The organism is Pseudomonas sp. SWRI51 (assembly GCF_014268825.1).
Taxonomy (GTDB): Bacteria; Pseudomonadota; Gammaproteobacteria; order Pseudomonadales; family Pseudomonadaceae; genus Aquipseudomonas; species Aquipseudomonas farsensis.
Map to the genome: position 1 here is coordinate 89,072 of NZ_JABWRG010000003.1, position 23,637 is coordinate 112,708.

Here is a 23,637-nt window from a genome sequence, read left to right on the forward strand (position 1 = left end):
TCACCCACCCGACAACACTGCCAAGGACGCCGCAGGCCGCTCTACAAAGGAGCGGCCTACTGCTGTGCGTCGTGTGGACCCGAAGCTGCCCCATGCCGGATTGCGCGCCCCTATTCGACCAGAGCGCTATGCTGCCCCGCGCAAGCTCTCTGCAGAGCAGTTGAAGAAGCCGCTGATCCGTAAGGCATTCTGGCGGTTGAGCCGCATCAGTGAGTTGCGTGGGAGGTATCTGCGCTCCCTCGACACCATCCATGGCGGGCGCCGCACACGCTCCGAGAAGTTCGCGGCCTTGGCAAGGATCCCCGAGCAGTTGCTGGTCCGCCTCGATCTCGCGACCGGGGTACTGGGCTGGCTCGACGTCGAGCAAGGGCAGTTTTTCCTCAACACCCAGTGCAGCATTGCCGAGGACAGCGGGATTTCGCCGGCGGTGCTCAACCGCCTGCTGCACAGCATGGAGAAAGCCGACTACGTGTACCGTCGCATCGAGAAGGTGCGCCTGGACGAGAAGGACGAAGCCGGGCTGAACCTGGTGCGCACCCGCGTCCTGGTGCGCTTCACGCTCAAGTTCTGGACGGAACTCGGCCTCGGGCACGAGTGGGCCAAGGCCAAGAAGTCAGCCATCAAGAAGCGTGAGCACGAACTGCGTCAGGTGGCCCAGGCGCGGTCGTCCCGTATTGAGAAGGCCTCCCTGGAGGCGTTCCAGCGGCAAGTGAAGCGGCACCAGTGGCAGAAGAGCGAGGAGCGCAAAGCTGTGACTCTGGGGCTGACCCAGACGCCTCCCAATGGGGTAGGGCCACCGAACACCGCCTCGCCTCCACAGCCGCCTTCCACAGGCCCTGGTCCGGCGAGCAACGCAATGGCCCGCCTGCTACGCAGTGTCGAGGCTAAGAAGCCCACGTAACACCCTCCCGATCGCATCCCCTGCGAGGCCTGGCTGCGCCAGGTCGACCCCTTTCCCCCCTATTTCACCTGCGCGAACTGGCCAGCACCTGGCCGGCAACCTCGTGCACGCCCAATCCCCCGCAGATTTCGGCCCCGCCGCCGGCGGCCCACCCGGGGCGCCGGCATGCTTCTGTTTTAAATGGAATTTTAGACCCCCTTCAGTAACCGCAAAGCGTAAAAAAGAAGAGGCTTTCGAGTTGTTTGGACGATTGCATGAGGGGAACCAGATGATGCCTTCGCCCCGAGGGGCTCAGCTCGCTGCGCTCGACTCTTTACCATCGCGGGCTGCTCGCCCGCACCCAGGCAGGGCAAGTGCCCTGCACCCAACGCTTCCTCGCCTGCACGATGTGCTGGCGATTCAGCAGATCAAGGGCGGGTGATCAGGCGCGGCGGGTGGCGATCTGGCCTGGCGTGGTGCGCTCGCGGCCTGGCCATGGCAGGGGCGCTGCTATCGTGGGGCCGGTGTTGACTGTCGATCGGCCGCTGCGCGGGTATCGCCGCAGTGAAAGCGTAGCCATCACCAACGATCGTGCAGGCGGCTTTCATGCCTGCGCTGCAGGCATCTGGCGGGGGATTGACCGTCGCGGAAATGAAAAGTGCCCGCGTGGGGCACTTGAGGGGGCGAGCTGGCGGGGGAGGGCTCAGGCGGCGGGGGAGATGCCCAGTTGCTGGAACAGCTCGTGCTGCCGATCGCTCGGCAAGCTCCTGATGTGATCGAGGAGGAGGGTGGTCTGGCGCTGGGCTGGCGCACGTAGGGTGTGCTTGAACGTGAGCTCTGACACCCATGTGTGCCCGCACTCGGCGTTCAAGCATTGGCAGTACAATTTCGCATACGCTCGGGTTGTCTCTTCGCGTGAACTGATGCGCCCTTTGTGGTCGCACGCTGTGCAGTAAATCCTCATTCGCCACTCCCCTGGATCCAATGGTGTCATTATGCCGCCAAACAGGGCAGCTATCATCCGATTACTGTGTTTTTATTCAGTATTTTCGCCCGGTTTTGGGGGCTCGACCCATGCGATTTTTCTGTCATCGCGCAGGCAATCATTGACCTGGTTGAACAACTGGCAGATGGGCCGGATTTCGTTGCTGGTGTACACGCGGTCGATCTTCTCGATGTCCCCGAAACCGCCCGTGGTTTCGGGGATGATGCCGGCCAGCGCTGGGTTCATCCGCCAGGCGGCGATGACGTCGTTCCGGGTGATGTTCTTGACCTTCTCCAACTCGTCCTTTGCCTGGAAGTCGCCCACCGGGATGATCTTGATGGCGTTCTCGGCGCCTCCTGGGATGTTCACGAACATCGAGCGGAAGTTGCCCACGCCCTTGCTGGAGCTGATCTGGGCGCGCAGCTCGTTTTCGTCTTCCTCGGTGAGGTCGGGGTCGTTGGTGTAGAAAATGTACCCAGCGTGCGCGCCGTTGCTGTAGTAGCGCCGGCGGAAGAGGGTGGCAGCCTCATTCAGCAGCAGCGCCTGCAGGCCACCCAGGTAGTCGGGGATCCCATAGATGTTCTGCTCGACGTCGTAGTCCTTGATGTGGACGATTTCGTCCTGGTCGAAGTCCTCGAATTTGTTGTCCGGCAGCAGCATCCGATAGCCACCTTTGACCTTCACTCGCATGTTGATGGCCATCAGGTGCTCAAGCTCCACCGTTTGACCAAAAGCGTTGGGGACGCGGTAGAAATACGCCTCACCGAACACCATGTAGTCGAGCGCCGCCTTAGCCATGGTCTGCGCGCTGCAGGCCGGGGATGCGATGAACTCACGCAGCATCAGGTTGCGCTTGAACTTGGGAATGGCGCCGTGGTGCGCGTTGGCGCGCAGCAGCTTGGCCAGGCCGGCCCGCGACACCGGCGGCTTGTAAATCTCGCCGTCGTCGCTGGGGAACACGCCCAGGTACTCGCCGATGTTGCCGCTGAGCACCTGTTCCGGTTCCCCGAAGGTGAACATCCTGGTGGGCTGTTGCGACCGCGCCGGCGGCGCGACCTTTCTACTTTTGCGTCGGTTGGGCATTGGTTCCGCTCGTTAGATAGCGGCTGCGGCGCCGCTTGTTGGTGTTCAGAGGCTCGTTGTAGAGGGCGTGCATGACCGACCAGGCGATGTCAGCGTGGCCGGTGGCCTCAGTCCTGGACGCGCTGAACGTGATCTGCCCGCCGTTGGTGGTGCCGCGCTTGATCGTCAGGAAGGCCTGAGCGATGTCTGTCCAGCCGGCATCCCACTGCATGCGGCCCGCCTGGATGACGTCCTGGGCTTTAAGCACAAGCGTGGTTTTCGTCTCCAGGCTGTAATGGATCGATTTCGCCTTTGGGTAGAAGTCGCGCACCAGGTCGTAGACGCCGATGCCCACACCCGTTGTATCGATACCGATGTGCTGAACGTTGAAGCGCTCAGTGAGTTTCTTGACCTGGGCCGCTTGATGGGTGAAGGACTGCCCTCGCCAGCTGTGTTTCTCCAGGATCCTGAACTTGCCACCCGGTTCAGCCGGCGGCGCGACAACTACACAGGTCGCATCGTCTCGGGTACGGCTCGGGTCGTAGCCCAGCCAAACGGGGGCGTCACAGAACGGACGCTTAGCGGCTGGGTCGTGATCGCTCCATAGCTCTAGGTCGGAGTAGCATTTTTCGAGGGCCGCGAGGCTGAACACCGACTGGGTGCTGTCGATGAATTTGCACATGAACAGCTGCTCGAAACGATCCTCGTCGTTTTCGAGGCGCAGGCGCTCGATGTCGAAGAGATTACAGCCACCGGCGATGGCATCTTCCAGCGTGATGATCTTGCGCCACTGGCCATCGGGACAGAGCGTGCCTGCGTGAATCTCCGCTTCGCTTGGCCATGCCCCCGCCTTTTTGCCGCGCTTGCTGTTGCGGAAGGTCTCACCCGTCCAGAACGGATACGCCTCATGGGTCACTGCACTGGGTGTTGAGAAGTAGGTGTGTCGCCACTTCGCATGGGAGGCCATCCCACTGGCTACGGTCTGGATCTTGTCGAAGCGGGGAATCCAGAAGACTTCATCGACATAGAGGTGACCGTGGTAGCTCTGCGCAGTGTTAGCGTTGGTGGACAGGAACCGTAGTTCGGCCCAGGGCTTACCCTCTTTGCTCAGGATGATGGGGTTGCCGGTCAGTTCGATATCGAACCACTTGCTGGCAAACGCCACGATGTAGCTGCGGAACACCTCTGACTGCGCCCGGCTGGCAGAGAGGAAAATCTGGTTGTCACCTGTCAGCACCGCATCCATGAACGCTTCGGCGGCGAAGTAGTAGGTCAGCCCAATCTGACGACTCTTCAAAATGTGGCGCAGCCGGGCTGTCAAAGGGTTGATCTTGGCGGCGAACAGCTCTTGCTGATAGCCGAACATGGTGGAGGTGAACTTCTCCAGGAAGTCCACTTCGGTCAGAACGCTGATGTCGTTCTTGGCCTTCTTCTCTTTGCGCTTGCCCCCGCGATCGCCCCTGTCGCCTCGATCTCGACGCTCACGGCGTTGCCCGCGCTCCTCGTCCTGGTCGTGATCAGGTGCAGTGCCATTCTTTGGCGCCGGCGGTCGGCTCGACTGCTTAATCAACCGCTCGCGCATTGTGGTGAGCCGGTCCAGCTCGTCGAGCTCGCTCTTCGTCAACGGTTCGGTCTTTTCCAGGATGAGCGTGATCCGCCGGCTCACTGCAGTGACCGGCTCCTCATCCGTCAGCATCTCGTCCCACGACCCCTGGCGGATCCAGTAATAGATGATCCGCACGTTGGGCAGCTTCAAATGAGCCTGGATTTCCTTCACCGATGCCCGGCGCAGGTAGAGGCGTTTGGCGGCCTCTTTGACTTCGATGGAGTAGTTCATGGGCCGCAGTCTATGCGGCGATCCGCGCCGAAACGCCCGGAAAAATTCCGTGTTTCTCCTAGATTTGCGGAATAGGAGCAAGTCGAAAGTTCGGCGGTTGGCCGGGCACTTTTCGGTGCCTATGGTGGGGGCCTCAGACCCCGTCGACCACCGCCGAGCACTCTCCCAACCATGCCACGCTCCCTTGTCTCCTACTGGAAACGTGTCGCTGTAAGCGGCCCCACCTGCGATGGCCGCGAGATCCTGCCGCAGCACCTGCGGGACATGGCCGAGACCTATACCCCAGCGACCTATACCGCTGTTATCTGGTGCGACCACGACCGCTGGCCAGGTTCGCATGGCACCGTCTTCGCTCTGCGCCTGGACGAAACCTCCGATGACCTGGGGGCCGGCCAAGTTGCGTTGGAAGCGCAGTTGAAGCCCAACGACAAACTGCTGTGGCTCAACGATCGCGGTGAAAAGCTGTTCACCAGCGTCGAGATCACCCCCGACTTCGCCAACACCGGCAAGGCCTACCTCACCGGCCTGGCCGTGACCGACGAGCCCGCCAGCCTGGGTACCCAGGAGCTCTATTTCTCGAACAAGACCAGTAAGGCGTCGTACTTCGCCGCCTCGCAGGAGTTGGGGCCGCTCGAGGGCGAGCCGAAGGGTGAGACCGGCAAGCTCATCACCATGTTGACCAAGATTTTCAGCCGCTTTGCGTCGGGCGATGCCACCACCGAAACCGAACCCACCACCACCGAGAGCAAACCCCCAATGGATGAAGCTACCGCAACGGCCTTGAAGGCCCTGCTGGCTCAACTGCTTGTCGTCGCCGCCGGCATTCAAGCTGTGATCGAGCCCGCTGCCGAAGCTGCGCCTGACCCAGAGCAAGCCCCGATCGATGATGTCCAGACCGCTGTCGACGACATCGTCAACACCGCCGAGGCGGAGCGCGAGTTCGCCCGCAATGGCGCCGGCAACAAGGCCGTGTTGAAAGCGCTGGCAGGCCTGCAGCAGCAATTCACCGCCCTGCAGAACACCCCAACCGGGCGCCAGTTGCCGCGCTCCATTGGCCCTGCGGCCACCAAGAAACCGCGGGTGTTCTGACATGGCCCGTAACCTGAGCGCCTACGGCGCGCAAATGTTCGCCCAACTCCAGGTGGCCATGGCTGAGAGCTATGGCGTTGACCTGGTCAGCCAACACTTCAGCGTCGACCCGTCGATCACCCAAGAGCTGAACGAAGCGATCACCGCGAAATCGGACTTCCTGGAGCGGATCAACGTCGTTCCAGTAACCGAGATCAAAGGCGAAAAGGTCTTCATCGGTACCAATGGCCCGGTCACCGGTCGTACCAACACTAAGACCACCGACCGCGAGGCGAAAGACGCCTCCGGCCTGACCGACGATCAGTACGAGCTGCACGACACCCAGTCGGATGTGGGGCTGCCGTACGCCAAGATCGATGCCTGGGCCAAGTTCCCGGACTTCCATCAGCGCTACTCTGCCGCCGTGCAGAAGCAGATCGCCTTGGACCGCATCATGATTGGCTTCCACGGCACCCACGCTGCTGTGCAGACCGACATCACCCAGTATCCGCTGCTCCAGGATGTGAACATCGGCTGGCTGCAGATCCTGCGCACCCAGGTGCCGCACCAGGTGCTGGCCGAAGGCAAAGTGGCCGGCAAAATCGTCATCGGTACCGACGGCGACTACGCGAACCTCGACGCGGCGGTGCATGACGCCAAGCAGTTGGTCGATGAGCGTCTGCGCGAGGGCGGCGACCTGGTGGCCATCATTGGTTCCGATCTGCTGGCTGCCGACAAGGCGAAGCTGTACAGCAAACAGGCCGACACTCCGACCGAGAAAGAACGCATCGAGCTGGCCCAGGTGATCGCCACCTATGGCGGCCTGGCGGCCTACAGCGTGCCGAACTTCCCGGTGGACGCGATCCTGGTCACCAGCTTTAACAACCTGTCGATCTACTACCAGGAATCCAGCTGGCGTAAGCAGACCGTCGATAACCCGAAGCGCTCCCGCGTCGAGGACTACAACAGCCGCAACGAGGGCTACGTGGTCGAGCAGTTGGAGAAGGCCGGGCTGATGGAGAACGTCGAGGTGGCCAAGTGAGCCTGGCGCTGCAGCACAAGCGCCGGATCCTTGCCCTAGGGGCTGCCGCCGCGACAGCTGCAGTCACCGCCGCCACGCTGGCTTACTCGCCTGCAGAGGCGCTGAATAGCCCTGCGAACGCTCGCAAGCACCTGGCGCTGATGGTTGCAGGGCTGGATGAGGATCTGGCCCGAGTGAGCGCTATCAAGGGCCTGAGCAGCCGCCAGGACCTCAAGCGCAACGAGCTGCTGCCCAAGTACCAGGAATACGTCGATCGCTACTTGGCGTCCGGCCTTGTGTACCAGAACCGCGTCCTGGTGCAGGTCATGGTCTGGCTGTTTGATACCGCCCAGTTCGAGGACGCCCTGGCTCTGGCGGACATTGCCATGGAGCAGGGGCAGGAAATGCCGGAGCGGTTCAAACGCGACATTCCGACCTTTGTTGCCGATGCCGTGTGCGAATGGGCCTACGACGAGCACCAGGCTGGCCGGAGCCCCGAGCCGTATTTGTCGGAGCTGCTGCCGCGTGTGGATGGTGAGTGGGACCTGCCGGAGCAGATCCCGGCCAAGTATCACAAGCTGATCGGCATTCGTGCCCTGGAAGCCAAGGAGTGGCCGACCGCGATCAAGCACCTGGAGCGCGCCGCCGAGCTGTATCCGAAGGTCGGTGTGGGCACCCGCATCGATAACGCCCGCAAGGCTCTGCTCAAACAACAGCCGGCGCCAGTGGTGCCTGCGCAACCGACCCCTTAACCGACTACCCCCCCCAGCGGAAACCCGTGAAACGAGTCGGCCATTTATGGCCAGCCCCGTGGCAACGGTGTTTTCCGCCCTTTTCGAGTGGCCAGCAATGAGCTTTTCAGGCAAACCCACCACGGTCGTAGAGCAGACCATCGAGAACAACGGCTTTTGGCCCGACCTCTCGCTGGCTGAATACCAGAAGGCTTATCGCCTGCCGGGTGAGTATCTGAGCGAGGTGCTGGTTACTCAACTTGAACTGGCCATGGTCGAAGTGAATCAGGACCTGGCTCGCGTCGAAGTTGCCATTAAGGCCGCCGGCGTGACCTGCCTTGAAGATGGGGCCAGCCCGGGCAGCGTCCAGGGATGGGGCTATGCCGCCAAAGTCAGCCTCTACAAGCGCGCCGTGTACTGCCGGGCCAAGGCAACTGCCCTGACCGACTTTGCGACCGTCACCCGCCGCGACGTGGCCGAGAACACCGGCAAGGAAGCCCCCGAGCGCGCCGACACCTACCTTGCGTTCAGCCAGCAGGCGGTTCGTGCCCTGCAGGGCCGCAGCCGCATTACGGCGGCACTGCTGTGATCAAGCTACAGGCCATGACGGCCTACCTCATCGCCGCGAAGCTGGTACAGCCCGAGCAGCTGGACAGCTGGGTAGACCAAGTGAATCTGGACCTGATCTGGAAGCCCACCGGCAACGGCGGCATGCACATGGGCGACATGCGCTATCGCGCAGTGATCAGCTTGGAGCGCTTCACCGGCAACCCCGCGCTGCTCATGGCACTGGTCGGCAGTTGGCTTGAGTCGAACGACTCCGACCGTGGCGACGACCTGCCCGCGCCGAACTTTGCCGTCGAGCCCCTGGACAACGATCTGTTCGATGTCGACCTGACCATCGAGTTTGAGGAAGGCCAGCACCTGGTCGAAGACCCGGACGGCCCGATCAGCAGCGGCGGCAAGAAATACGGCCTGGGACAAGCCGAGCTGTGGGTGGCAGAGCACGGGGAGGTTGGCCATGGCGGCTAGCACCATCGGCCTGGACATTCGCGGGCTGCTCGATGCGCAGGCGCAACTGGCGCTGCTCGAGCTGCCGCCGAAGCTGCGCCGGCGCCTGCTCAACAACCTGGGCAAGCGCGTGCGCAGCATGAGCCGCAAGCGCATCCGCACCCAGCAGAACCTCGACGGATCGCACTTTGCGCCGCGCCGCGACACCACTGCCGGCAAGAAAAAGATGGAAACAGGCCTGGGCAAGCTGCTGCAGGTCACCAGCGTTACCCCCGACAAAGCCGTACTGGGCTGGAAGAACAACCTCACCGGCTGGGTCGCCTCGCAGCAGCACAACGGCGCCTCCGAGCGCCGTACAGCGCAACAAATGCGCCAGTGGAATTCCGTCGAGCCGGGTGCCAAGGCCACCGAAAAGCAGGCCAAGCGCCTGCGTTTGCTGGGCTTTCGCGTGCGCCAGGCCGGCAAGAAGAAGCTCAGCCGGCCCCCCGTGGCCTGGATCGTCGCCAATGTCAGCTACATGCAGGCCGGCGTGCTGATCCGCGTCCTGGACACCGAACGCAGCGAATCAACCGGCGCACAGAGCTGGGAAATCAAGCTGCCCAAGCGGCAGTTCCTGGGCTCTGGCAACGAACAAGAAAACCGCGAGCTGCTGAACACGCTGCTCGACCAAATCACCAACTCACCCCGATAGAGGCTCACATGGCACTCGGCAAAGTCAGCGTGAACAATCTCAACCTCGGCCAGGGTGCCGTGGTCGAGATCGAGCGCTATTTCCTGTACATCGGCGCCGCCGGCAAGAACGCTGGCCAGCTGCTGCAGCTCAACACCGACAGCGACCTGGACGTCATGCTTGGCGTGGCGACCAGCGACCTCAAGACCCAGATCACCGCCGCACGACTGAACGGCGGCGACCGCTGGGCGTGCTTGGCCGCGCCGATCAGCGGTGACAAGACCTGGCAGGACGCGCTGGAGAACGCGCAGCAGCACGGCCACTCAGTTGAGGCCGTGGTCATCACCACGCCGGTGGCCAGTGGCGGCGACCTGTCGGAAATGAACGACGCCGCGATCGCCGTGAGCAACACCTATGGCCGCCGCCTGTTCGTCATGGCTGCCACCGCCGGCATCACCGCCCTGCAGACCTGGTCGGAGTACGCCGCCGAGCAGAAAGCGATCACCAAGGACCTGGTGGCGCCGCGTGTCCTGGTCGTGCCTCAACTGCACGGCAACGACCTGGGCGTGCTGGCCGGGCGCTTGGCGAATGCTGCCGTCAGCATTGCCGACAGCCCGATGCGCGTGGCCACCGGCGCTGTCCTGGGCCTGGGCGAGGTGCCCACGGACAAGGAAGGTATCCCGCTGCCGTCTGCCATCCGTGCCGCCCTGGACGCCGATCGTTTCTCGGTATCGCAGACCTATCCCGATTACCCGGGCGTGTACTGGGGCGACGGCAACATGCTCGATGCGCCGGCCAGCGACTTCCTGGTGATCGAGAACCTTCGCCTGGCTGACAAGGCCGCGCGCCAGATCCGCCCGCTGCTGATCCGCCGTGTCGGTGATCGCCGGCTGAACAACAGCCCAGCCAGCATGGCCGCTGCCGTCACCTCGTTCATGAAGCCGCTGCGCGTGATGGCCAAGTCCACCACCTTTGCCAACCAGCAGTTCCCCGGGGAGATCAAGCAGCCAAAGGATGGCGACATCGTCATCAGCTGGCCGACCCGGAACCGAGTGGAGGTGTACATCAAGCTCACCCCGCTTGAGTCCCCGAAAGACCTCACCGCCAACATCGCACTCGACCTTTCGAACGAGTAAGGAGCCCGTATGTCCCGCATTGGCGGCAAGAACTTCGATATCGCCCTGGGCGACCTGCAGGTGCACGTCGAGTCCTGCACCCTAGATATCACCGACAACAGCGCAGCCGCGCAAACCCGGGGCGTGCCAGACGGCTACGTTGACGGCGATGTGTCGGCCAGCGGTGAGTTCGAGTTCGACAGCATGAACTTCAACCTGCTGATTGAAGCAGCGCGCACCGCTGGCAGCTTTCGCCAGCTGAGCACCTTTGACGCTGTGTTCTTTGGGCAAGCGGGCGAGCAGGAGCTGAAGGTGGAGGCCTTCGGCTGTCGCTTGAAGGTGTCCAGCCTGCTCAGCGTCGACCCCAAAGGCGGCGAGAAAACCAAGCACAAGGTGCCATACGAGGTCACCAGCCCGGACTTCATCCACATCAACGGCGTGCCGTACCTGGCCGCGTCCGAGATCGAGGGCCTGAGCTGATGGTCTGCCCATTCGACCGCGCCCAAGCCCTGGAGCAGCGACAGCGTGACCAGGCGATCGCCGCCGCCCTGGCCCAGGCGCCGTCGAGCGGGCCGAGCCTGACCCACTGCGAGGACTGCGACGGCTTGATCCCCGAGGCGCGCCGCGCTTTGGGCGGCAAAACTCGCTGCGTGCCTTGCCAATCCCTTTTCGAGCAAGGTGCCCGCCGATGAGCGCGAATCAAGCCGCCCAAGACACCGCAATTGCCTTTGCCAAGGCGGCACCCGCGATCGGCGTGGCCGCGACCGGGGCCACCGGCACCGTGGACTGGTCAGCAGTCGCCTACATGCTGACCGCCCTTTACATGGTGCTGCAGATCGTTCTGCTGGTCCCCAAGTACCGGCAGATGCTGCGCGATTGGAGGGTAAAACCATGAGCCTGCGCACGCGGATCATCGCCGGCACCATCACCCTGGTGCTGGGCAGCAGCACGCTGATGGCGTTCCTGGCCAAGTGGGAAGGCGAGGGCCAGAACGTGGTCTACGCCGACAAGCTCGCCCGTGGCCTGCCCACGGTCTGCGCCGGCATTACCCGACACGTCAGCCCCTACCCGGTGATTGTGGGCGACTACTGGTCGCCGGCGCGCTGCGCCGAGGTGGAGCAGCTGGTGGTCGAGAAGGGCCAACTGGCCCTGGCCGACTGCCTGACCAACCCAAACATCAGCCAGAACACGTTCGACTCGCTCTACAGCCACGGCCACAACGTCGGCGTGCCGTCGACGTGCGCGAGCCGGGCCGTGGGCCTCATCAATGCCGGGCGCATCAAGGAAGGCTGCAGGGCGCTGGCCTGGGGCGCCGATGGCCGCCCGGTCTGGGCCTACGTCACCGATGCCAAGGGCAGCAAAAGATTTGTACCCGGGCTGCACGCCCGCCGTCTGGACGAGATGAGGCTGTGCCTGCAATGACCTTTGAATCAGTGCGCTCTGTCGTGACCCTGCTGCTGATGGCCGTCGTGAGCTGGGCCGCTTGGGACTACAAGACCCAGCTGGCCACGGTGCGCTCGGAGCGCGACCAGGCCGTGTTTGAGGCCGAGGGCCTGCGCGAGGTCGCTCGCCTGGCCTACGAGCGGATGGAACAGGCCGCTGATCTGGATTCCCGACACACCAAGGAGCTGAACGATGCTCGGCAACAAAACACGGATTTGCAGCGTGCTGTTGATCAGCTTGATCAGCGGCTGCTCGTTAAAGCCAACTGCCCCGCAACCACTGTGCGCACCGATTCCGCCGGCGCCGGCGTGGCTGATGCAGGAACCGCCGAACTCGCAGCAGACGCTCGATCGGATTATTTCACCCTCCGAGATCAGCTCGCCCTCAGCCGGCAAATGATCCTCGGCCTGCAGGAGCGCGAACGGCGCTTCTGCACCACCCAACCCAATACTGGAGCCACACCATGACCGACCGCCGTGAAATCACCCTGGAGCTGGGCGAGCAGGAATTCACCTTCATCCTGACCCCGGCTGACGTGACCAAGTACTTCAACAGCATGACCCAGAACAACAAGGTGGCACCGGCCAACAACTTGCTGGTGACCACCGTTAACCAGGAGCAGCGCGCCACCCTGAAACCGCTGCTGGGTAACCCAGTGATGGTCATGCAGCTGGCCGGCGCGCTGATGGAAGAGTACGGCCCGCAGGTCGACATCATCGTAAAAAAGCCCTCGAACACGCTGAGCGCCTGAGCGAGAACGGCCTGGGCCAGCTGATGGCCCTCACTCAGCGCTGGCTACCCGGCGCTGAGCCCTCGATCGAGAACATGGGTCTGGCCAAGTGGCTGGACGATGAACACTGGAGACGCATGGAGATCGCCGTGGCAAACGGCATCGCCCACGCCCTCAACGGATAAAGCCGATGGCCTCGCAATCTTCGAAGCTGGATTTCATCCTGGCACTGACCGACAAAGTCACCGGCCCCCTGGGCAACGTGAAAGCCGGCTTTGACGACCTGGCCAAGCAGACCGAGGCCAATACCAAGCAAATGGGTCTGGGCCTGGCTGCCGTGACTGGGGCCTTTGTCGGTATCAACGCATCCCTTGAGCCTGCCCTGGAGATGAACCGCGCCCTGGGCGATGTTCGTTCTTTGGGGGTGGCCGAGGATGCGTTGACGTCGCTCAACAGCAAGGCCTTGGCGTTTTCCGTGGCCTACGGTGAGAACGCCCAGGAGTTCGTCGCCTCCGCCTACCAGATCGAGGGCGCCGTAAAGGGCCTGGCCGGCACCCAGTTGGCCACGTTCACCAACACCAGCAGCGTGCTGGCCAAGGCCACGAAGGCCGACAAGGCTGTCATGGGCGAGTACGTCGGCACGATGTACAACCTGCAAAAGCAGCAGGCCGACGCCATGGGTAAAAGCCAGTGGGTCGAGCGCCTGGGCGGGCAGACGGCCCTGGCCACCCAGCTTTTCCGCACCTCCGGCGAGGCCATGAAGGACGCTTTCAAGGAGGCCGGCGCCATTGCTACGGCGTCGGGCGTCGACCTGGCCGAGCAGATGGCCGTGATCGGCACCCTGTCCAGCACCATGGAAGGCGGCGATGCCGGCGGGCGCTACAAGGCGTTCTTCGAGAACATCGGCAACGCTTCGGAAAAGCTCGGGATCAAGTTCACCGACGCCAACGGCAAGGCCATGCCGATGCTGGACATCCTCGGCAAGCTGGAAGGCAAGTACGGCGACCTCAAGAACGCTGCAGCCAACGCCAAGCTGGTGGAGGCCTTCGGCGGTGAGGGTGCCATGGTGATCGGCGCACTGGCCAAGGACACTGGCCGGCTGCGCAACGGCATCGATCAACTGGGCAAGGTGCACGGCCTCGAGCAGGCCGAGCGCATGGCCAAAGCCATGGTTGACCCGTGGCAGCAGTTCGGCGCTGCCGTGCAGGCCCTGCGCATCGCCTTTGGCCAGGCACTGATTCCAATTCTGACCCCGCTGATGGACCGCCTGACCGGCATCGCCGGCACGCTGACCCGGTGGACCCAGTTGTTTCCGAACATCACCCGGGTGATCGGTATCACCGCGCTGACGGTGCTGGCCATGACGGCGGCGATGGGCCTTTTGACTTTTGGGGTGGGCCTGGCCAAGTCGACCTGGTTGGCCCTGGTGACCATCTGGAAGGTGCTGACCTGGACCGGCTGGAAGAGCATCGCGATGTTCCTCTACCACACGGTGATCTTCACCTTGTTCGTCGCCGGCATGGTGGCCATGTACACCTGGATGGGCCTCGTTCGGGTCGGGATGCTGGCCTGGCAGGGCGTGATCTGGCTGGTAAACGCAGCGCTCAGCGCGAATCCGATCGGCCTGATCGTAATCGGCATCGCCGCGTTGATCGCCCTGGTGACGCTGGCGGTCGTGTACTGGGACGAGTGGACCGCGGCCCTGATGGACACCGCCGCGTTCAAGTGGGTCAGCGAGCAACTGCTGGCCCTGTCCGAGTGGTTCAACTCCATGAGCGGCTGGTCGGCCATGGCCAAGGCCGCCTGGAGCAGCATCGTCTCGGTGTTCCAGGAGGCGATCAACGGCCTGATCGAACTCATCAACAAAATCCCGGGTGTGAACATCGAGGCGCGCCTGGGCGATATGCCGACGATCCCGGGCGCCGAGCAGGCGGTGATGGCCAGCGAAACCGCCAACGTCTCGCAGAGCGCCCAGCAGGCCCTCAGCGCCTCGGTACCGAGCTTGGCGCCGGCGCGGGCTAACGCCGTGCCCAAAGGTGGGCTGCTGAGCAGCATCCAGAACACCAACACCCAGAACAACAACGGCAAAAAGGTTGAGAGAGTGAACATCTATAACAGCCAGCCGATGACCCCGACCGAGCTGGAAAACATGCTTGAAATGGCGGTGGGCTGATGGACGGCCAGTACATCGATCTACTTATCCAGGACAACGACCTGGTGCTGGACCTTTCCCGCCAGCCGGCGCCGATCCAGGACCGGGCCAGCATCGCCCAGGACATCGCCCACATGATCCGCGACAGCGGTCTGCTGGTCACGCTGGTGGCCGAGCGTGACCGGCTGCGACAGCGCGACTGCATTCAGCAGCTGGAACTGCTGGTGGAGAACGACGAGCGTCTGGTTCCCGGTACCGCGCAGATCACCGAGCAAGGGTCAGGTGTGTACCTGGTCACAGCCACCACGTTGGCCTTTGGTGTCGTGGAGGTCAGCCTGTGAGCGATGTCGACTTCCAACAGGCGCTGGCAGATGCCGGCATCCCGACCACCGAGGCCGGCCTGCGCCAGGCGTGGGAGGCCGAGGTGGCCGCCCAAGGCAGCAAACTGAGCAACACCAGCGCATATTCACCGTTCTGGCGCGTGGTCACGGCTCTGGTGACGAAGCCAGTGCAATGGATGCTGCAGTTCCTGGTTACCACGGTGCTGCCGAACTTCTTCGTCAAGACGGCAACGGACAAGTGGCTGGACATGCTGGCCTGGGCCGTCGACGTGACGCGCAAGGGCTCGACCAAGGCCGTCGGGGTAATTCAGTTCACCCGCATGGCGCCCGGCGGCGCCCTGGTGGTGCCGGCCGGCACGCTGATTCAGTCGCCCGCGATCAACGGGCGCGTGTATCAGGTCGTGACCACGGCCGAGGGGCAGTTCAGCGATGGCCTGATACAACTCGACATTCCGGTGGAGGCTGTGGAGGCAGGGGTAGGGTTCAACCTTGCCCCGGGCTATTACGCGATCTTGCCGGTACCGGTACAAGGCATCGCCCAGGTGGCTAACGGTGAAAGCTGGCTGACCACCCCAGGCGCGGATCCTGAGCCCGACGACGAGCTGCGCCTGCGCACCCGTAACCAGTTCAGCGCGGTCAACCAGTACCACACCGATGCCGTCTACCGCGCCATGATTTCCGCTTTCCCTGGCGTGCGGCCCGATGGCGTCTACTTCGAGCACGGTGCCCCGCGTGGGCCGGGCAGCGCCAATGCCTTTGTGCTGTTCGACGCCGGCGTGCCGGCAGAGGCGTTCCTGGAGCAGATCAACGCCTACATCCGCGACCAGGGCAACCATGGCCACGGCGACGATCTGCTGGTCATGGTCATGCCTGAGACGCTGCATGACCTGGTCGTGCAACTGTGGCCCCGTTCGACGCTGACCGCTGAGCAGCGGGAAAAGCTGGAGGCGGACGTGGATCAGTTCATCCGCGCCGCATTCCGCGAGAACAGCGAGTACACCGTGACGCTCACGGCTCCCCAGTCGCGGTTTTCATTCAGCCGCCTGGGCGAGGAGCTGCACAAGCAGTTTCCCGGTATCGAGTCGCTGCACTTCGAAAACGCCGACATCGTGTCGGAGCTGAGCATTCCGCGCATCCACAGCCTGCAGGTGGTGCCCAATGATTAAGCTCGACCTGAAGTTCTGGCTGGCCGGTACCGAGCTGACCAAGCTCAAAGAGGCCGCGCAGGCCTGGTGGGAGCGGGTCGAGGAGTGGCTGCGCTGGCCGCTGCTGCAGCTGGACGCCGAAACCTGCCACCTGGCCATCCTCGACCTGCTGGCCTGGCAGCGCGACATCACTCGGTTCAAAGGTGAGCCCGAGTCCCTGTATCGCCTGCGTGTGAAGTACGCCTTCATCAACGCCGTGGACGCCGGCAGCATCGCCGGCATGAAGCGGATCCTGGTGCGCCTGGGCGTTGGCTACGTCGAGATTGAGGAGCGTCAGCCCGACCGCGACTGGGACGTGGTGCTCCTGCAGCTGACCAATACCCAGCTGGCCAAGAGCCCCGAGCTGCTGCGCGTGCTGATTCAGCAGTACGGGCGCACCTGCCGCCGCTATGACTTCGTGACCATTACCCCGTTAGCCATGGGCGTAGCCCTGGTGCATTTCAACGACGACCAGCAGACGCTGGTCGCCAGCCTGTAGGAGTTCCCCGTGGGAGCGAGCATTACCCTCGCAGGCGAAAGCCTGATTGCCCAGAAACAAGCCGCCCAGCAGATCCTGGACGTGCAGCGTTTCGTCTTCGCCAATGTGCCCGGGTTGGACCCGTCCAGCCCGGTTGATCGCGCTGCAGCGAGGCCTTCAGCGGATCGCATCGTCTATACCGGTGAGATTCCGAACAATAACGCCGGATTCGTGAACCCCAACCAGGTTGTGTATAGCCTGCAGGTCGGGTCGGACGTGGGCGACTGGGATTTCAACTGGATCGGCCTCGAATCCGCCGAGGGCGTGCTGTTCGCCGTGGCCTATGTGCCGCTGCAGCAGAAGCGCCGCAACGTGCCGCCGCTGCAGATCGGCAACAACATCACCCGCAACTTCCTGGTGGTGTACGACGGCGCGCAGGCGCTGACCGGCATCACCATTGACGCGAGCACCTGGCAGCACGATTTCACCGTGCGCCTGGCGGGCATCGATGAGCGCGAGCGGCAGAGTAATCGCGACATCTTCGGACGGGCCTGCTTCTTCGGCAGCGCCCTGCAGGTGGAGAAGGTGGGCAGCGCATACCAGGTGAAGCCCGGCACGGCCTACGTCGAAGGCATCCGCCTGCAGCGCAGCAGCGCGTTGGCCATCGTGCCGCCGGCACTGCCGACCACGGCCTGGCTCGATGTTGCCCTGCAGCGCGAACTGAGCGACGTGGTAGCGAGCTGGAGCGTGGTTTTCGGTACCGACCTGGCCGACCGGACTGACAGCGCCGGCGTGCGCCATTACCTGGTGCCGATTGCCGACCTGGCCACCGGCGGTGCCATGGTGGACCGTCGCCCTGTCGAGGCCATCAGCGGGCCACTGGTGCAGCACTTTGCCGCCAGGGTCGGGGACTACGAGCAGTTGAGGGCGCGGGCCACTACCAAGGATGACGTGGAGCTCGGCAACCTCCCAAACGCCAAAAGCGATGACCCGAGCCTGGAGAGCAGCGAAACACTGGCCACATCGATGGCCGTTTCCAAGGTCTACAAGCAGCTGAATATTGGTGCAACGGCGGGGAAGTACTTCGGCGTCAAGATCAACAACCGTGGCCAAGTCACCGAGGGCTACGGCCTCACGCCGCTGGCTGAGGCGCTGCTGGAGGCCGACACCCAGGACAAAGCCAAGACTCTGCTGGGCATTGGCGAGTTGCCCATGTTCACCCCGCAGTGGTTCCCTTCCCGGGAGCTGCTTGCTGCGACCCCGGGTTTTTTCCCTGCAGATGGCCAGACCATTGCGCGAGCACTGGTGACGTCTGCCACTGCCCAGTTGACCAGCGCCAAACCTCTGGTTCCGATCGTAAGCGAAGCCAGCTGGCAGGCGGATAATACGCTGCGTGGCTCCTATACCCTGGGCGACGGCGCAACCACCATTCGCCTGCCCGACTACAACGGTCGCTCACCTGGTGCCATCGCGGCGCCTTTTCAGCGGGGTGACGGTACGTTTTCCGCCGGTGTAGCCGGTGTGATTCAGCCTGACGAATTCCGCTCGCACGTCCACCCAATGGCGCTTGGGCCGGTGTCCGACGTGGGGAGCTCTGCCCAGGGCCCTGACGCGCCTTCGGACGGTACTGCCGTGATGGAAACCGACGCTGCCGGCGGCAGTGAAACCCGACCGACCAACGTCACAGGCGTATTCGGCGTGAAGCTGTACGGCGCCATTGCCAACCAGGGAAGCATCGATGCCGCAGCCCTTGCTGCCGCCTATGCATCGCTGCAGGGCGAGTTCCAGAGTTCGTTCGGCTTCCAGATCATCTATCCCAACGGTGGTACCGCCGAGGCCCCGGCCAGTGTCAGCTACAACAGCCGCTATGTGCTCCCGAACCCTTTTGCCGGTCACCACGTGATTTGCGTGGCCGAGATCCAGATCGGTGATAAATGGGGCGAGGCCGGATGGTTCTACAGCTCTGGTGGCTACGGCACCAAGGCCGCCCAATTGGATTTGGCGACGCTAGTCGTTCAGACCGGATCGTCGCGGGTGGGGTACTCGTCGTTTGGTAGCGGTGACCCCTTTGGCCAAACTGCTACCGCCCTGATTGCCGCCCCTTGCCGGGTAAAAGTATGGAGGGTCAAAGCGTGACCGTTTACGCACAGATCGGGTCGAGCCTGCAGCAGGTCGATGGCAGTTGCCCAGTGGGCTGGGTACAGATGCGCGAGCAGCGCCCTGATGGGGATTACTGGCTGGCCGCCGAGAACGGGGCGTGGGCCCTTGATGTGGATCTGCTATTGGCCCGGATAGATACCACCGCGGATTCGGTCCGCTCGACGGTGGCTGGGGATCCGCTGCGCGCCGTCGAGTACGACCGCGCCGTGCTCGAGGCGCAGCAGTTCAAGGAGGCTGGGTACCCATCTGACGCGGTGCCGCGATCGGTTGCCGCCGGCGTGGTGAACGGGCAAACCCCACAAGCGTCCGCCGATGCCATCCTGCGTGAATCCGCGCTGTACACCGAGGCGCTTTACAGCATTCGGGAAATACGTCTGCAGGCGAAGGCCGATGTTCGTGCGCTGGCAGAGGTGGGCGATGTCGCCGCCGTACTGGGCCGCACAGAGGCAGCCATGCGCGAGTTGGCCCTGGCGGCAAAGGACTCCGGCTATGCCATTTGAATGGACGGCGGTAAAAATGCGGTGGCCTGAGCAGGCTACCAGTTGGATGGGCGATTTGGTCGAGGCCAAGGGTCTGGCCGGCAGCGAACTGGCCAGCACCGGCGAGCGGCTGGCGGGCTTGGCCGATAAAGCCACCACAAGCCCCGGACCTGTGGGCGCAGCAGCACAGGTCGCGATCGAATCCGGTCGAGCGGCGCTGGCCAGCCAGTTGGGCCAGGCACCGGCCTGCCTGACGGTCACGCCGTTCCAGAGCGGTATCGGCCAGGGCCGAGGGCATCAAAAGTACCTGTCGGCGCCGAATCTGCTGCAGCAGCTGACCAGCAAGCTCACCGATGCCGGCGACAGCGCCCGGCCTGCAGGCGAGCAGTACGCCCTGGCAGTGATGTTCCTCGGGACTCGATACGACCAGTTTGCTGAAACCCTGGCGCGCTTCAACGCGCTGCTGCCGATCCCTGACCTGGTGCGCGCTGAACGGCGCGCTCGGCACCTTTCCACCCTGGAGCAAGAAAAGTGGGTGATTCCCACCGCCGGCCCGCTGCCGCGCTGGGGTGCGTTGCCCCTGGAGCGCTGCACGGTGGTGAAAGCCGCCAAGCAGTCGATGGCCGGGCAGATTGCCGCGCTGGAGAGCTACGCCGACAGCTCACCCATGGCCGACTTGGCCAGCCTGGCCGGGCGCAAGGCGCAAAAGGCGAAGGCCCGCGACCAGCAGTTGAGCGACCTGCAGGCGCTGCTCGCCGGCGGCCAGGCCGACAGCAGCATGCGCGCCCGTCTGGTCGGCCCAGGCGTTGCCCAAGAGCTGCGCCGTGATCTGCTCCAGGGCGATGCCCCGGGGCATGAATGGGTGTTGTCTGCAGGCGTGCTCCTGGTCGGCTCCCGCGAGGGCCTGAGCTTCGTGCGCGAACTGGTGGGCCTATGACGCTGATGCTTGACGGCCAAAAGGTCGTGGGCAAGCGCATGAAGGTCACCGCGAACCTGCGCATCGAGGCCGACGATATGTCGGGCCAGACCAGCGGCACCGAGAAGGCGCACAAGGGCTTCAAGCCCAAGACCCTCACTGTATCGCTGATGATCCCGTACAAGGACAAAGCCGACCTGCGCGCCCTGATGAGCCTGGCCGAGGGCACCGCCGGCGGCGGGCAGCTCAAGACCTACCGTGTGGTGAACGACACCGCCGCCGCGTTCGGCATCCGCCAGGTGCAGTTCGCTGAAGGCGTCAGCGCCCGCGAGGACGACAACCTGGCCCAGTGGGTGGTGCAGTTCACCCTGTCGGAGAAGCTGTCCAACCCCGAGCGGGTGGAGAGCCGGCGCAAAGCTGCCGGTACCAAGGCCCAATCCGCCCCGGGGCAATCCGTGGGCGGTGGCGACGGCGGTACCGGGGGCAGTGACGATAGCGGCGCCGAGCAAGGCCTGACCGGCTTTGAGGCGGTGCTCAAGAAAGTGGACGTGTTCATCGGGGGTGACTCGTGAGCATGAAGCTCCACAAGGTGCTGACCGTCGGCGGCGTCGTGCTGCCGCTGATCCAGGACGAGGTTCGTCTGCAGCTCAAGCACCCGGGGCGGGCCTCGTTCACCGTCCAGGCCGGCGCGCCGGTCAAAGGCCTGGTGACGCTCGATATCGGCTACAACGACCGCCCGCTGCAGCGCCACTTTATCGGCTACGTGCAGCGCAGCACGGCTGTGAACGGCCAGCAGCAGATCCTGTTCTGCCGCGAGCTGGCCACCGTGCTCGAGCAGCCGCTGCCGCTCAACCTGCGCCACGTCAGCCTGCAGGCCGTGCTCGAGGAGATCAGCCAGAAGACCGGCCTGCGTTTTCGGGTGCCGGCGCAGCCCTACGCCCAGGTGAAAGCCCCGTACTTCTACAGCCTGGGCGGCGGCTACCAGGCTATGGACAACCTGGCCAAGGTGTTCAACGTGCCCGACTTCATCTGGCAGCAGCAGGGCGACGGTGACGTGTTCGTCGGCAGCTGGGCCGATAGCTTCTTCGGCGCTCGATCGCCGCTGCAGCTGCCCGTCGAGCTGTTCGACGGCTACCAGGGCAACCAAAGCGCCACGATTTCGGCCCTTCCCGGGGTTAGACCAGGTGCAACGATCAACCAGGGCGAGCGGATCACAAGCGTGACGCTGGCCGGCAACCAGATGAGCATTCGATGGACGACGCAATCAAACGCAGCGTAGAGCGCGTATTCCCTGAGCTGACCGGTGGCTACCACCTGCCGCGCTTTGGCCGTGTGGTGGCGATACCCGACGCGCCGGCGGCGCCTGGGCTGTGCGACGACTTCCGCCCGCGCTTTGGCGTCGATGTCGAGATACTGCTGCCAGACGGAGAGCCTGACCCCGAGCTGCCAGTGCTGACCGGCGTGCCGCTGCCGGCGCCGATGGGCGGGCAAGAGGCGGGCATGTTCGGGTTTCCCGAAGAAGGCACCACCGTGGTGGTGGGGTTCGCGTATGGCCTGCCGCACAAGCCCTTTATCCAGCAGATCCTGGCGCACGGGCTGAGCCTGCCCCGGGTGCCGAAAGGTGACCAGGTGTGGCAGCACAGTGAGGCCTGCCAGCAGCGCGTGGATGCCGACGGCAACTGGCTGCGCCAGACCGATGGCAAGATCCAGGACAAGGCGATCGAGCGCGAAGTGGAGGCCCTGGACAACCGCGAGCAGTACCAGAGCCACGCCTGCAGTGTGGACGATCACTCCACCGAGTCGGTGGGCGGTACCAAGACGCTCGAGGCCTTGGGCGCGCTCAAGCTGCTGTCAGGCGGCGCCGCGAGTCTGGCGGCCATCGATGACCTGAACCAGGCAACGGGCCGCGACTTGAACCTGGTGGTTGGGCAGAAGCTGAACGCGACGATCGGCGGCGACCTGCAGGAGCGGATCGAGGGCTTGCGAGCGAGCGTAGTGGGGAAGAGTCAGCGCCTGCAGGCTCCGAAGACGTGGCTGGGGTCGGAAGGGGTGAACGTTCTCCAGGTGCTCTGTGATCTGCTCGACCTGGTGCAGGAGATGAACGCCCAGTTGGCGGGGCATGCTCATGGGCCAACACCGGTTCCGAGCAATGCGGCGGCTTTCACGCAGGTCGGTACCTCGGTCCTGGCGCTCTCGACTACTCTAAAATCAGTTACCGCTCAGTGATATTGGTATCCAATCTCAGTATTTGGTTGCCGAATCTAGCGTTTGTCTGGAGTGATGTTAACGCACCGATTTGCTCATCTGTTAGTTGAGCCCACTCGTAAACTTCTTCATCCTGATGGTCGATGAGCTCACCGCAGTCGAAGTTTTTGCAGTGACCTATAACATTGAGGGTGATATTTGCAAGATTTATCACTATGGTTGCATATTCACAAATTGATACGAGATCTCCCTCGTTAAGCTCTGGAAGTCGTCGATTTAATCTCTTTAAGCTCATGATTAGCAGCTGAATAGTTTGTCGCTGAGATCTCGTGAATTTGTGAGCGATTTCGATGAAGTATTCATCAAGGCAGAGGCCGCTTACATTGTCTGGTGTCTGATGGACTCTAACGCATTTGTTTGAGGCGATAGTGATGCATGCGTTACATAGCTCTGACAATACGATTGTTGCGCGTTGTCTGATGTTCTCTATATCTTCACGGCAACACGTTACCTTGTTAGTCGTAGAGCTGTTATCTTTTCGGGCAGAGCTGAGGTAGTTCAGTGCAAAGCCTAAGATCGCACCCACGAATGCTGAGCCGACAGGTATAAGCTTGTCGAAAGAAAATTCCGAGTGATTGGCTTGGATGTAGTGTAGGCACTGAGCGAAACTTTCGGCATCCATACGTGGTCAGTTTCCTTTGAGATAGAATCAATTGGGTTTGCTGAGCGCCATCGATTAATCATAAAAAACCCGTCCAAGCATGAGCAAGGACGGGCTCCCCAGGCGAACGATTTAGTTAGAGTTCGTCCCAGTTGTCGCGGATGAATTCATACAGGCGAAAGCACCGGTAAAGGTTCATCAAACCACTCAGAGTACGAAAAAACTTCTTCATACCTATAGGCCTCTGAATGGCCTGCCTCCAGCGATTTTTCCGGAACACATTCGCCTTCGGGTCTGCTCGTTGAAGCGCCCTGTGAGGAGGCCGGTTGATGGCCCCTCAATTTGAATCCGGCGCGGGTTACTAGGCCGCGTTGAGGGGGAATGGGTTACCCCCCCAATAGATATCATCCGGTCCCCACGGGGCTCGAGCGCGGCCATGTTACCGTATCCGCAACCTAGTAGCCCATCTCTTTGCACTTGGTATGCTCCGGTTTGCAGGCAGCATCTA

The 23,637-nt window shown here is 63.1% G+C and carries 29 protein-coding genes; 25 read left to right on the forward strand and 4 right to left on the reverse strand.

What is annotated here, in order from left to right; genetic code table 11:
* Positions 1-64: 64 nt before the first annotated feature.
* Positions 65-901 carry a hypothetical protein gene (locus HU720_RS01980; protein ID WP_346656545.1) on the forward strand — a complete coding sequence of 279 codons (837 nt, stop codon included), beginning with the start codon at positions 65-67 and terminating at the stop codon, positions 899-901.
* Between the two features lie 682 nt (positions 902-1,583).
* On the opposite strand, the gene HU720_RS01985 is transcribed toward HU720_RS01980, so the two are convergent.
* The 3 genes from HU720_RS01985 to HU720_RS01995 all read right to left on the reverse strand — a co-directional run bounded on the left by HU720_RS01985 (position 1,584) and on the right by HU720_RS01995 (position 4,764).
* Positions 1,584-1,844: an ogr/Delta-like zinc finger family protein gene (locus tag HU720_RS01985; protein ID WP_186516865.1), complete on the reverse strand. Its 261-nt coding sequence runs from the start codon at positions 1,842-1,844 to the stop codon at positions 1,584-1,586.
* Positions 1,845-1,916: 72 nt separating this feature from the next.
* Positions 1,917-2,858 (reverse strand): phage portal protein, encoded by a 942-nt coding sequence (locus tag HU720_RS01990; protein WP_346656547.1) that lies wholly within the window; start codon positions 2,856-2,858, stop codon positions 1,917-1,919.
* 67 nt (positions 2,859-2,925) lie between these two features.
* A complete protein-coding gene (locus tag HU720_RS01995) occupies positions 2,926-4,764 on the reverse strand; it encodes a terminase family protein (RefSeq protein ID WP_238337594.1) in 1,839 nt (612 codons plus the stop codon).
* 171 nt (positions 4,765-4,935) lie between these two features.
* On the opposite strand from HU720_RS01995, the gene HU720_RS02000 reads away from it, so the two are divergent.
* From HU720_RS02000 to HU720_RS02115, 24 genes are all read left to right on the forward strand, one after another.
* Positions 4,936-5,853: a GPO family capsid scaffolding protein gene (locus HU720_RS02000; RefSeq protein WP_186516867.1), complete on the forward strand. Its 918-nt coding sequence runs from the start codon at positions 4,936-4,938 to the stop codon at positions 5,851-5,853.
* 1 nt (position 5,854) lies between these two features.
* Positions 5,855-6,874, forward strand: a complete 1,020-nt coding sequence (locus HU720_RS02005; RefSeq protein WP_186516869.1) for a phage major capsid protein, P2 family — start codon at positions 5,855-5,857, stop codon at positions 6,872-6,874.
* Positions 6,871-7,605, forward strand: coding sequence for a phage terminase small subunit (gpM, locus tag HU720_RS02010; RefSeq protein WP_186516871.1), 735 nt, complete (start codon positions 6,871-6,873; stop codon positions 7,603-7,605). Before HU720_RS02005 ends, gpM begins: the two co-directional genes overlap by 4 nt.
* Before the next feature lie 97 nt (positions 7,606-7,702).
* A complete protein-coding gene (locus HU720_RS02015) occupies positions 7,703-8,173 on the forward strand; it encodes a head completion/stabilization protein (protein ID WP_186516873.1) in 471 nt (156 codons plus the stop codon).
* The gene (locus tag HU720_RS02020; RefSeq protein ID WP_186516874.1) at positions 8,170-8,616 is read left to right on the forward strand and encodes a phage tail protein; all 447 of its coding nucleotides are present in this window, start codon (positions 8,170-8,172) and stop codon (positions 8,614-8,616) included. The genes HU720_RS02015 and HU720_RS02020 overlap by 4 nt, the downstream gene beginning before the upstream one ends.
* Positions 8,606-9,286, forward strand: coding sequence for a phage virion morphogenesis protein (locus tag HU720_RS02025; protein WP_186516875.1), 681 nt, complete (start codon positions 8,606-8,608; stop codon positions 9,284-9,286). Before HU720_RS02020 ends, HU720_RS02025 begins: the two co-directional genes overlap by 11 nt.
* 8 nt (positions 9,287-9,294) lie before the next feature.
* A complete protein-coding gene (locus HU720_RS02030) occupies positions 9,295-10,401 on the forward strand; it encodes a DUF2586 domain-containing protein (RefSeq protein WP_186516876.1) in 1,107 nt (368 codons plus the stop codon).
* 9 nt (positions 10,402-10,410) lie between these two features.
* On the forward strand, positions 10,411-10,860 hold the full coding sequence (locus HU720_RS02035; protein WP_186516877.1) for a phage protein: 450 nt from the start codon (positions 10,411-10,413) through the stop codon (positions 10,858-10,860).
* Positions 10,860-11,072 (forward strand): TraR/DksA C4-type zinc finger protein, encoded by a 213-nt coding sequence (locus tag HU720_RS02040; RefSeq protein ID WP_186516878.1) that lies wholly within the window; start codon positions 10,860-10,862, stop codon positions 11,070-11,072. The genes HU720_RS02035 and HU720_RS02040 overlap by 1 nt, the downstream gene beginning before the upstream one ends.
* Entirely contained in the window at positions 11,069-11,275 is a 207-nt protein-coding gene (locus HU720_RS02045) for a hypothetical protein (protein WP_186516879.1), read from the forward strand. The genes HU720_RS02040 and HU720_RS02045 overlap by 4 nt, the downstream gene beginning before the upstream one ends.
* Positions 11,272-11,802, forward strand: a complete 531-nt coding sequence (locus tag HU720_RS02050) for a lysozyme (RefSeq protein ID WP_186516880.1) — start codon at positions 11,272-11,274, stop codon at positions 11,800-11,802. Before HU720_RS02045 ends, HU720_RS02050 begins: the two co-directional genes overlap by 4 nt.
* A gap of 23 nt (positions 11,803-11,825) precedes the next feature.
* Entirely contained in the window at positions 11,826-12,290 is a 465-nt protein-coding gene (locus HU720_RS02055; protein WP_346656546.1) for a lysis system i-spanin subunit Rz, read from the forward strand.
* Positions 12,287-12,574, forward strand: coding sequence for a putative phage tail assembly chaperone (locus HU720_RS02060; protein WP_186516884.1), 288 nt, complete (start codon positions 12,287-12,289; stop codon positions 12,572-12,574). The genes HU720_RS02055 and HU720_RS02060 overlap by 4 nt, the downstream gene beginning before the upstream one ends.
* Before the next feature lie 23 nt (positions 12,575-12,597).
* Positions 12,598-12,738, forward strand: a complete 141-nt coding sequence (locus HU720_RS02065; RefSeq protein ID WP_186516886.1) for a hypothetical protein — start codon at positions 12,598-12,600, stop codon at positions 12,736-12,738.
* 5 nt (positions 12,739-12,743) lie between these two features.
* A complete protein-coding gene (locus HU720_RS02070) occupies positions 12,744-14,726 on the forward strand; it encodes a phage tail tape measure protein (protein ID WP_186516887.1) in 1,983 nt (660 codons plus the stop codon).
* Entirely contained in the window at positions 14,726-15,046 is a 321-nt protein-coding gene (locus tag HU720_RS02075) for a DUF2590 family protein (RefSeq protein ID WP_186516888.1), read from the forward strand. Before HU720_RS02070 ends, HU720_RS02075 begins: the two co-directional genes overlap by 1 nt.
* On the forward strand, positions 15,043-16,212 hold the full coding sequence (locus HU720_RS02080) for a baseplate J/gp47 family protein (RefSeq protein ID WP_186516889.1): 1,170 nt from the start codon (positions 15,043-15,045) through the stop codon (positions 16,210-16,212). The genes HU720_RS02075 and HU720_RS02080 overlap by 4 nt, the downstream gene beginning before the upstream one ends.
* Positions 16,205-16,729 (forward strand): phage tail protein, encoded by a 525-nt coding sequence (locus HU720_RS02085; protein ID WP_186516890.1) that lies wholly within the window; start codon positions 16,205-16,207, stop codon positions 16,727-16,729. Before HU720_RS02080 ends, HU720_RS02085 begins: the two co-directional genes overlap by 8 nt.
* Before the next feature lie 9 nt (positions 16,730-16,738).
* Positions 16,739-18,844, forward strand: coding sequence for a phage tail protein (locus HU720_RS02090; protein ID WP_186516891.1), 2,106 nt, complete (start codon positions 16,739-16,741; stop codon positions 18,842-18,844).
* Complete coding sequence (locus HU720_RS02095; protein WP_186516892.1) at positions 18,841-19,368, forward strand: phage tail protein; 528 nt, start codon at positions 18,841-18,843, stop codon at positions 19,366-19,368. Before HU720_RS02090 ends, HU720_RS02095 begins: the two co-directional genes overlap by 4 nt.
* On the forward strand, positions 19,358-20,284 hold the full coding sequence (locus HU720_RS02100; RefSeq protein ID WP_186516894.1) for a hypothetical protein: 927 nt from the start codon (positions 19,358-19,360) through the stop codon (positions 20,282-20,284). Before HU720_RS02095 ends, HU720_RS02100 begins: the two co-directional genes overlap by 11 nt.
* Complete coding sequence (locus HU720_RS02105) at positions 20,281-20,835, forward strand: DNA-binding protein (protein WP_186516896.1); 555 nt, start codon at positions 20,281-20,283, stop codon at positions 20,833-20,835. The genes HU720_RS02100 and HU720_RS02105 overlap by 4 nt, the downstream gene beginning before the upstream one ends.
* 2 nt (positions 20,836-20,837) lie before the next feature.
* Complete coding sequence (locus tag HU720_RS02110) at positions 20,838-21,542, forward strand: hypothetical protein (RefSeq protein WP_186516898.1); 705 nt, start codon at positions 20,838-20,840, stop codon at positions 21,540-21,542.
* Positions 21,515-22,489 carry a hypothetical protein gene (locus HU720_RS02115; RefSeq protein ID WP_186516900.1) on the forward strand — a complete coding sequence of 325 codons (975 nt, stop codon included), beginning with the start codon at positions 21,515-21,517 and terminating at the stop codon, positions 22,487-22,489. Before HU720_RS02110 ends, HU720_RS02115 begins: the two co-directional genes overlap by 28 nt.
* Here the strand turns inward: HU720_RS02115 and HU720_RS02120 are convergent.
* Positions 22,476-23,150, reverse strand: coding sequence for a hypothetical protein (locus tag HU720_RS02120; protein ID WP_186516902.1), 675 nt, complete (start codon positions 23,148-23,150; stop codon positions 22,476-22,478). The genes HU720_RS02115 and HU720_RS02120 overlap by 14 nt on opposite strands.
* Between the last annotated feature and the right edge of the window lie 487 nt (positions 23,151-23,637).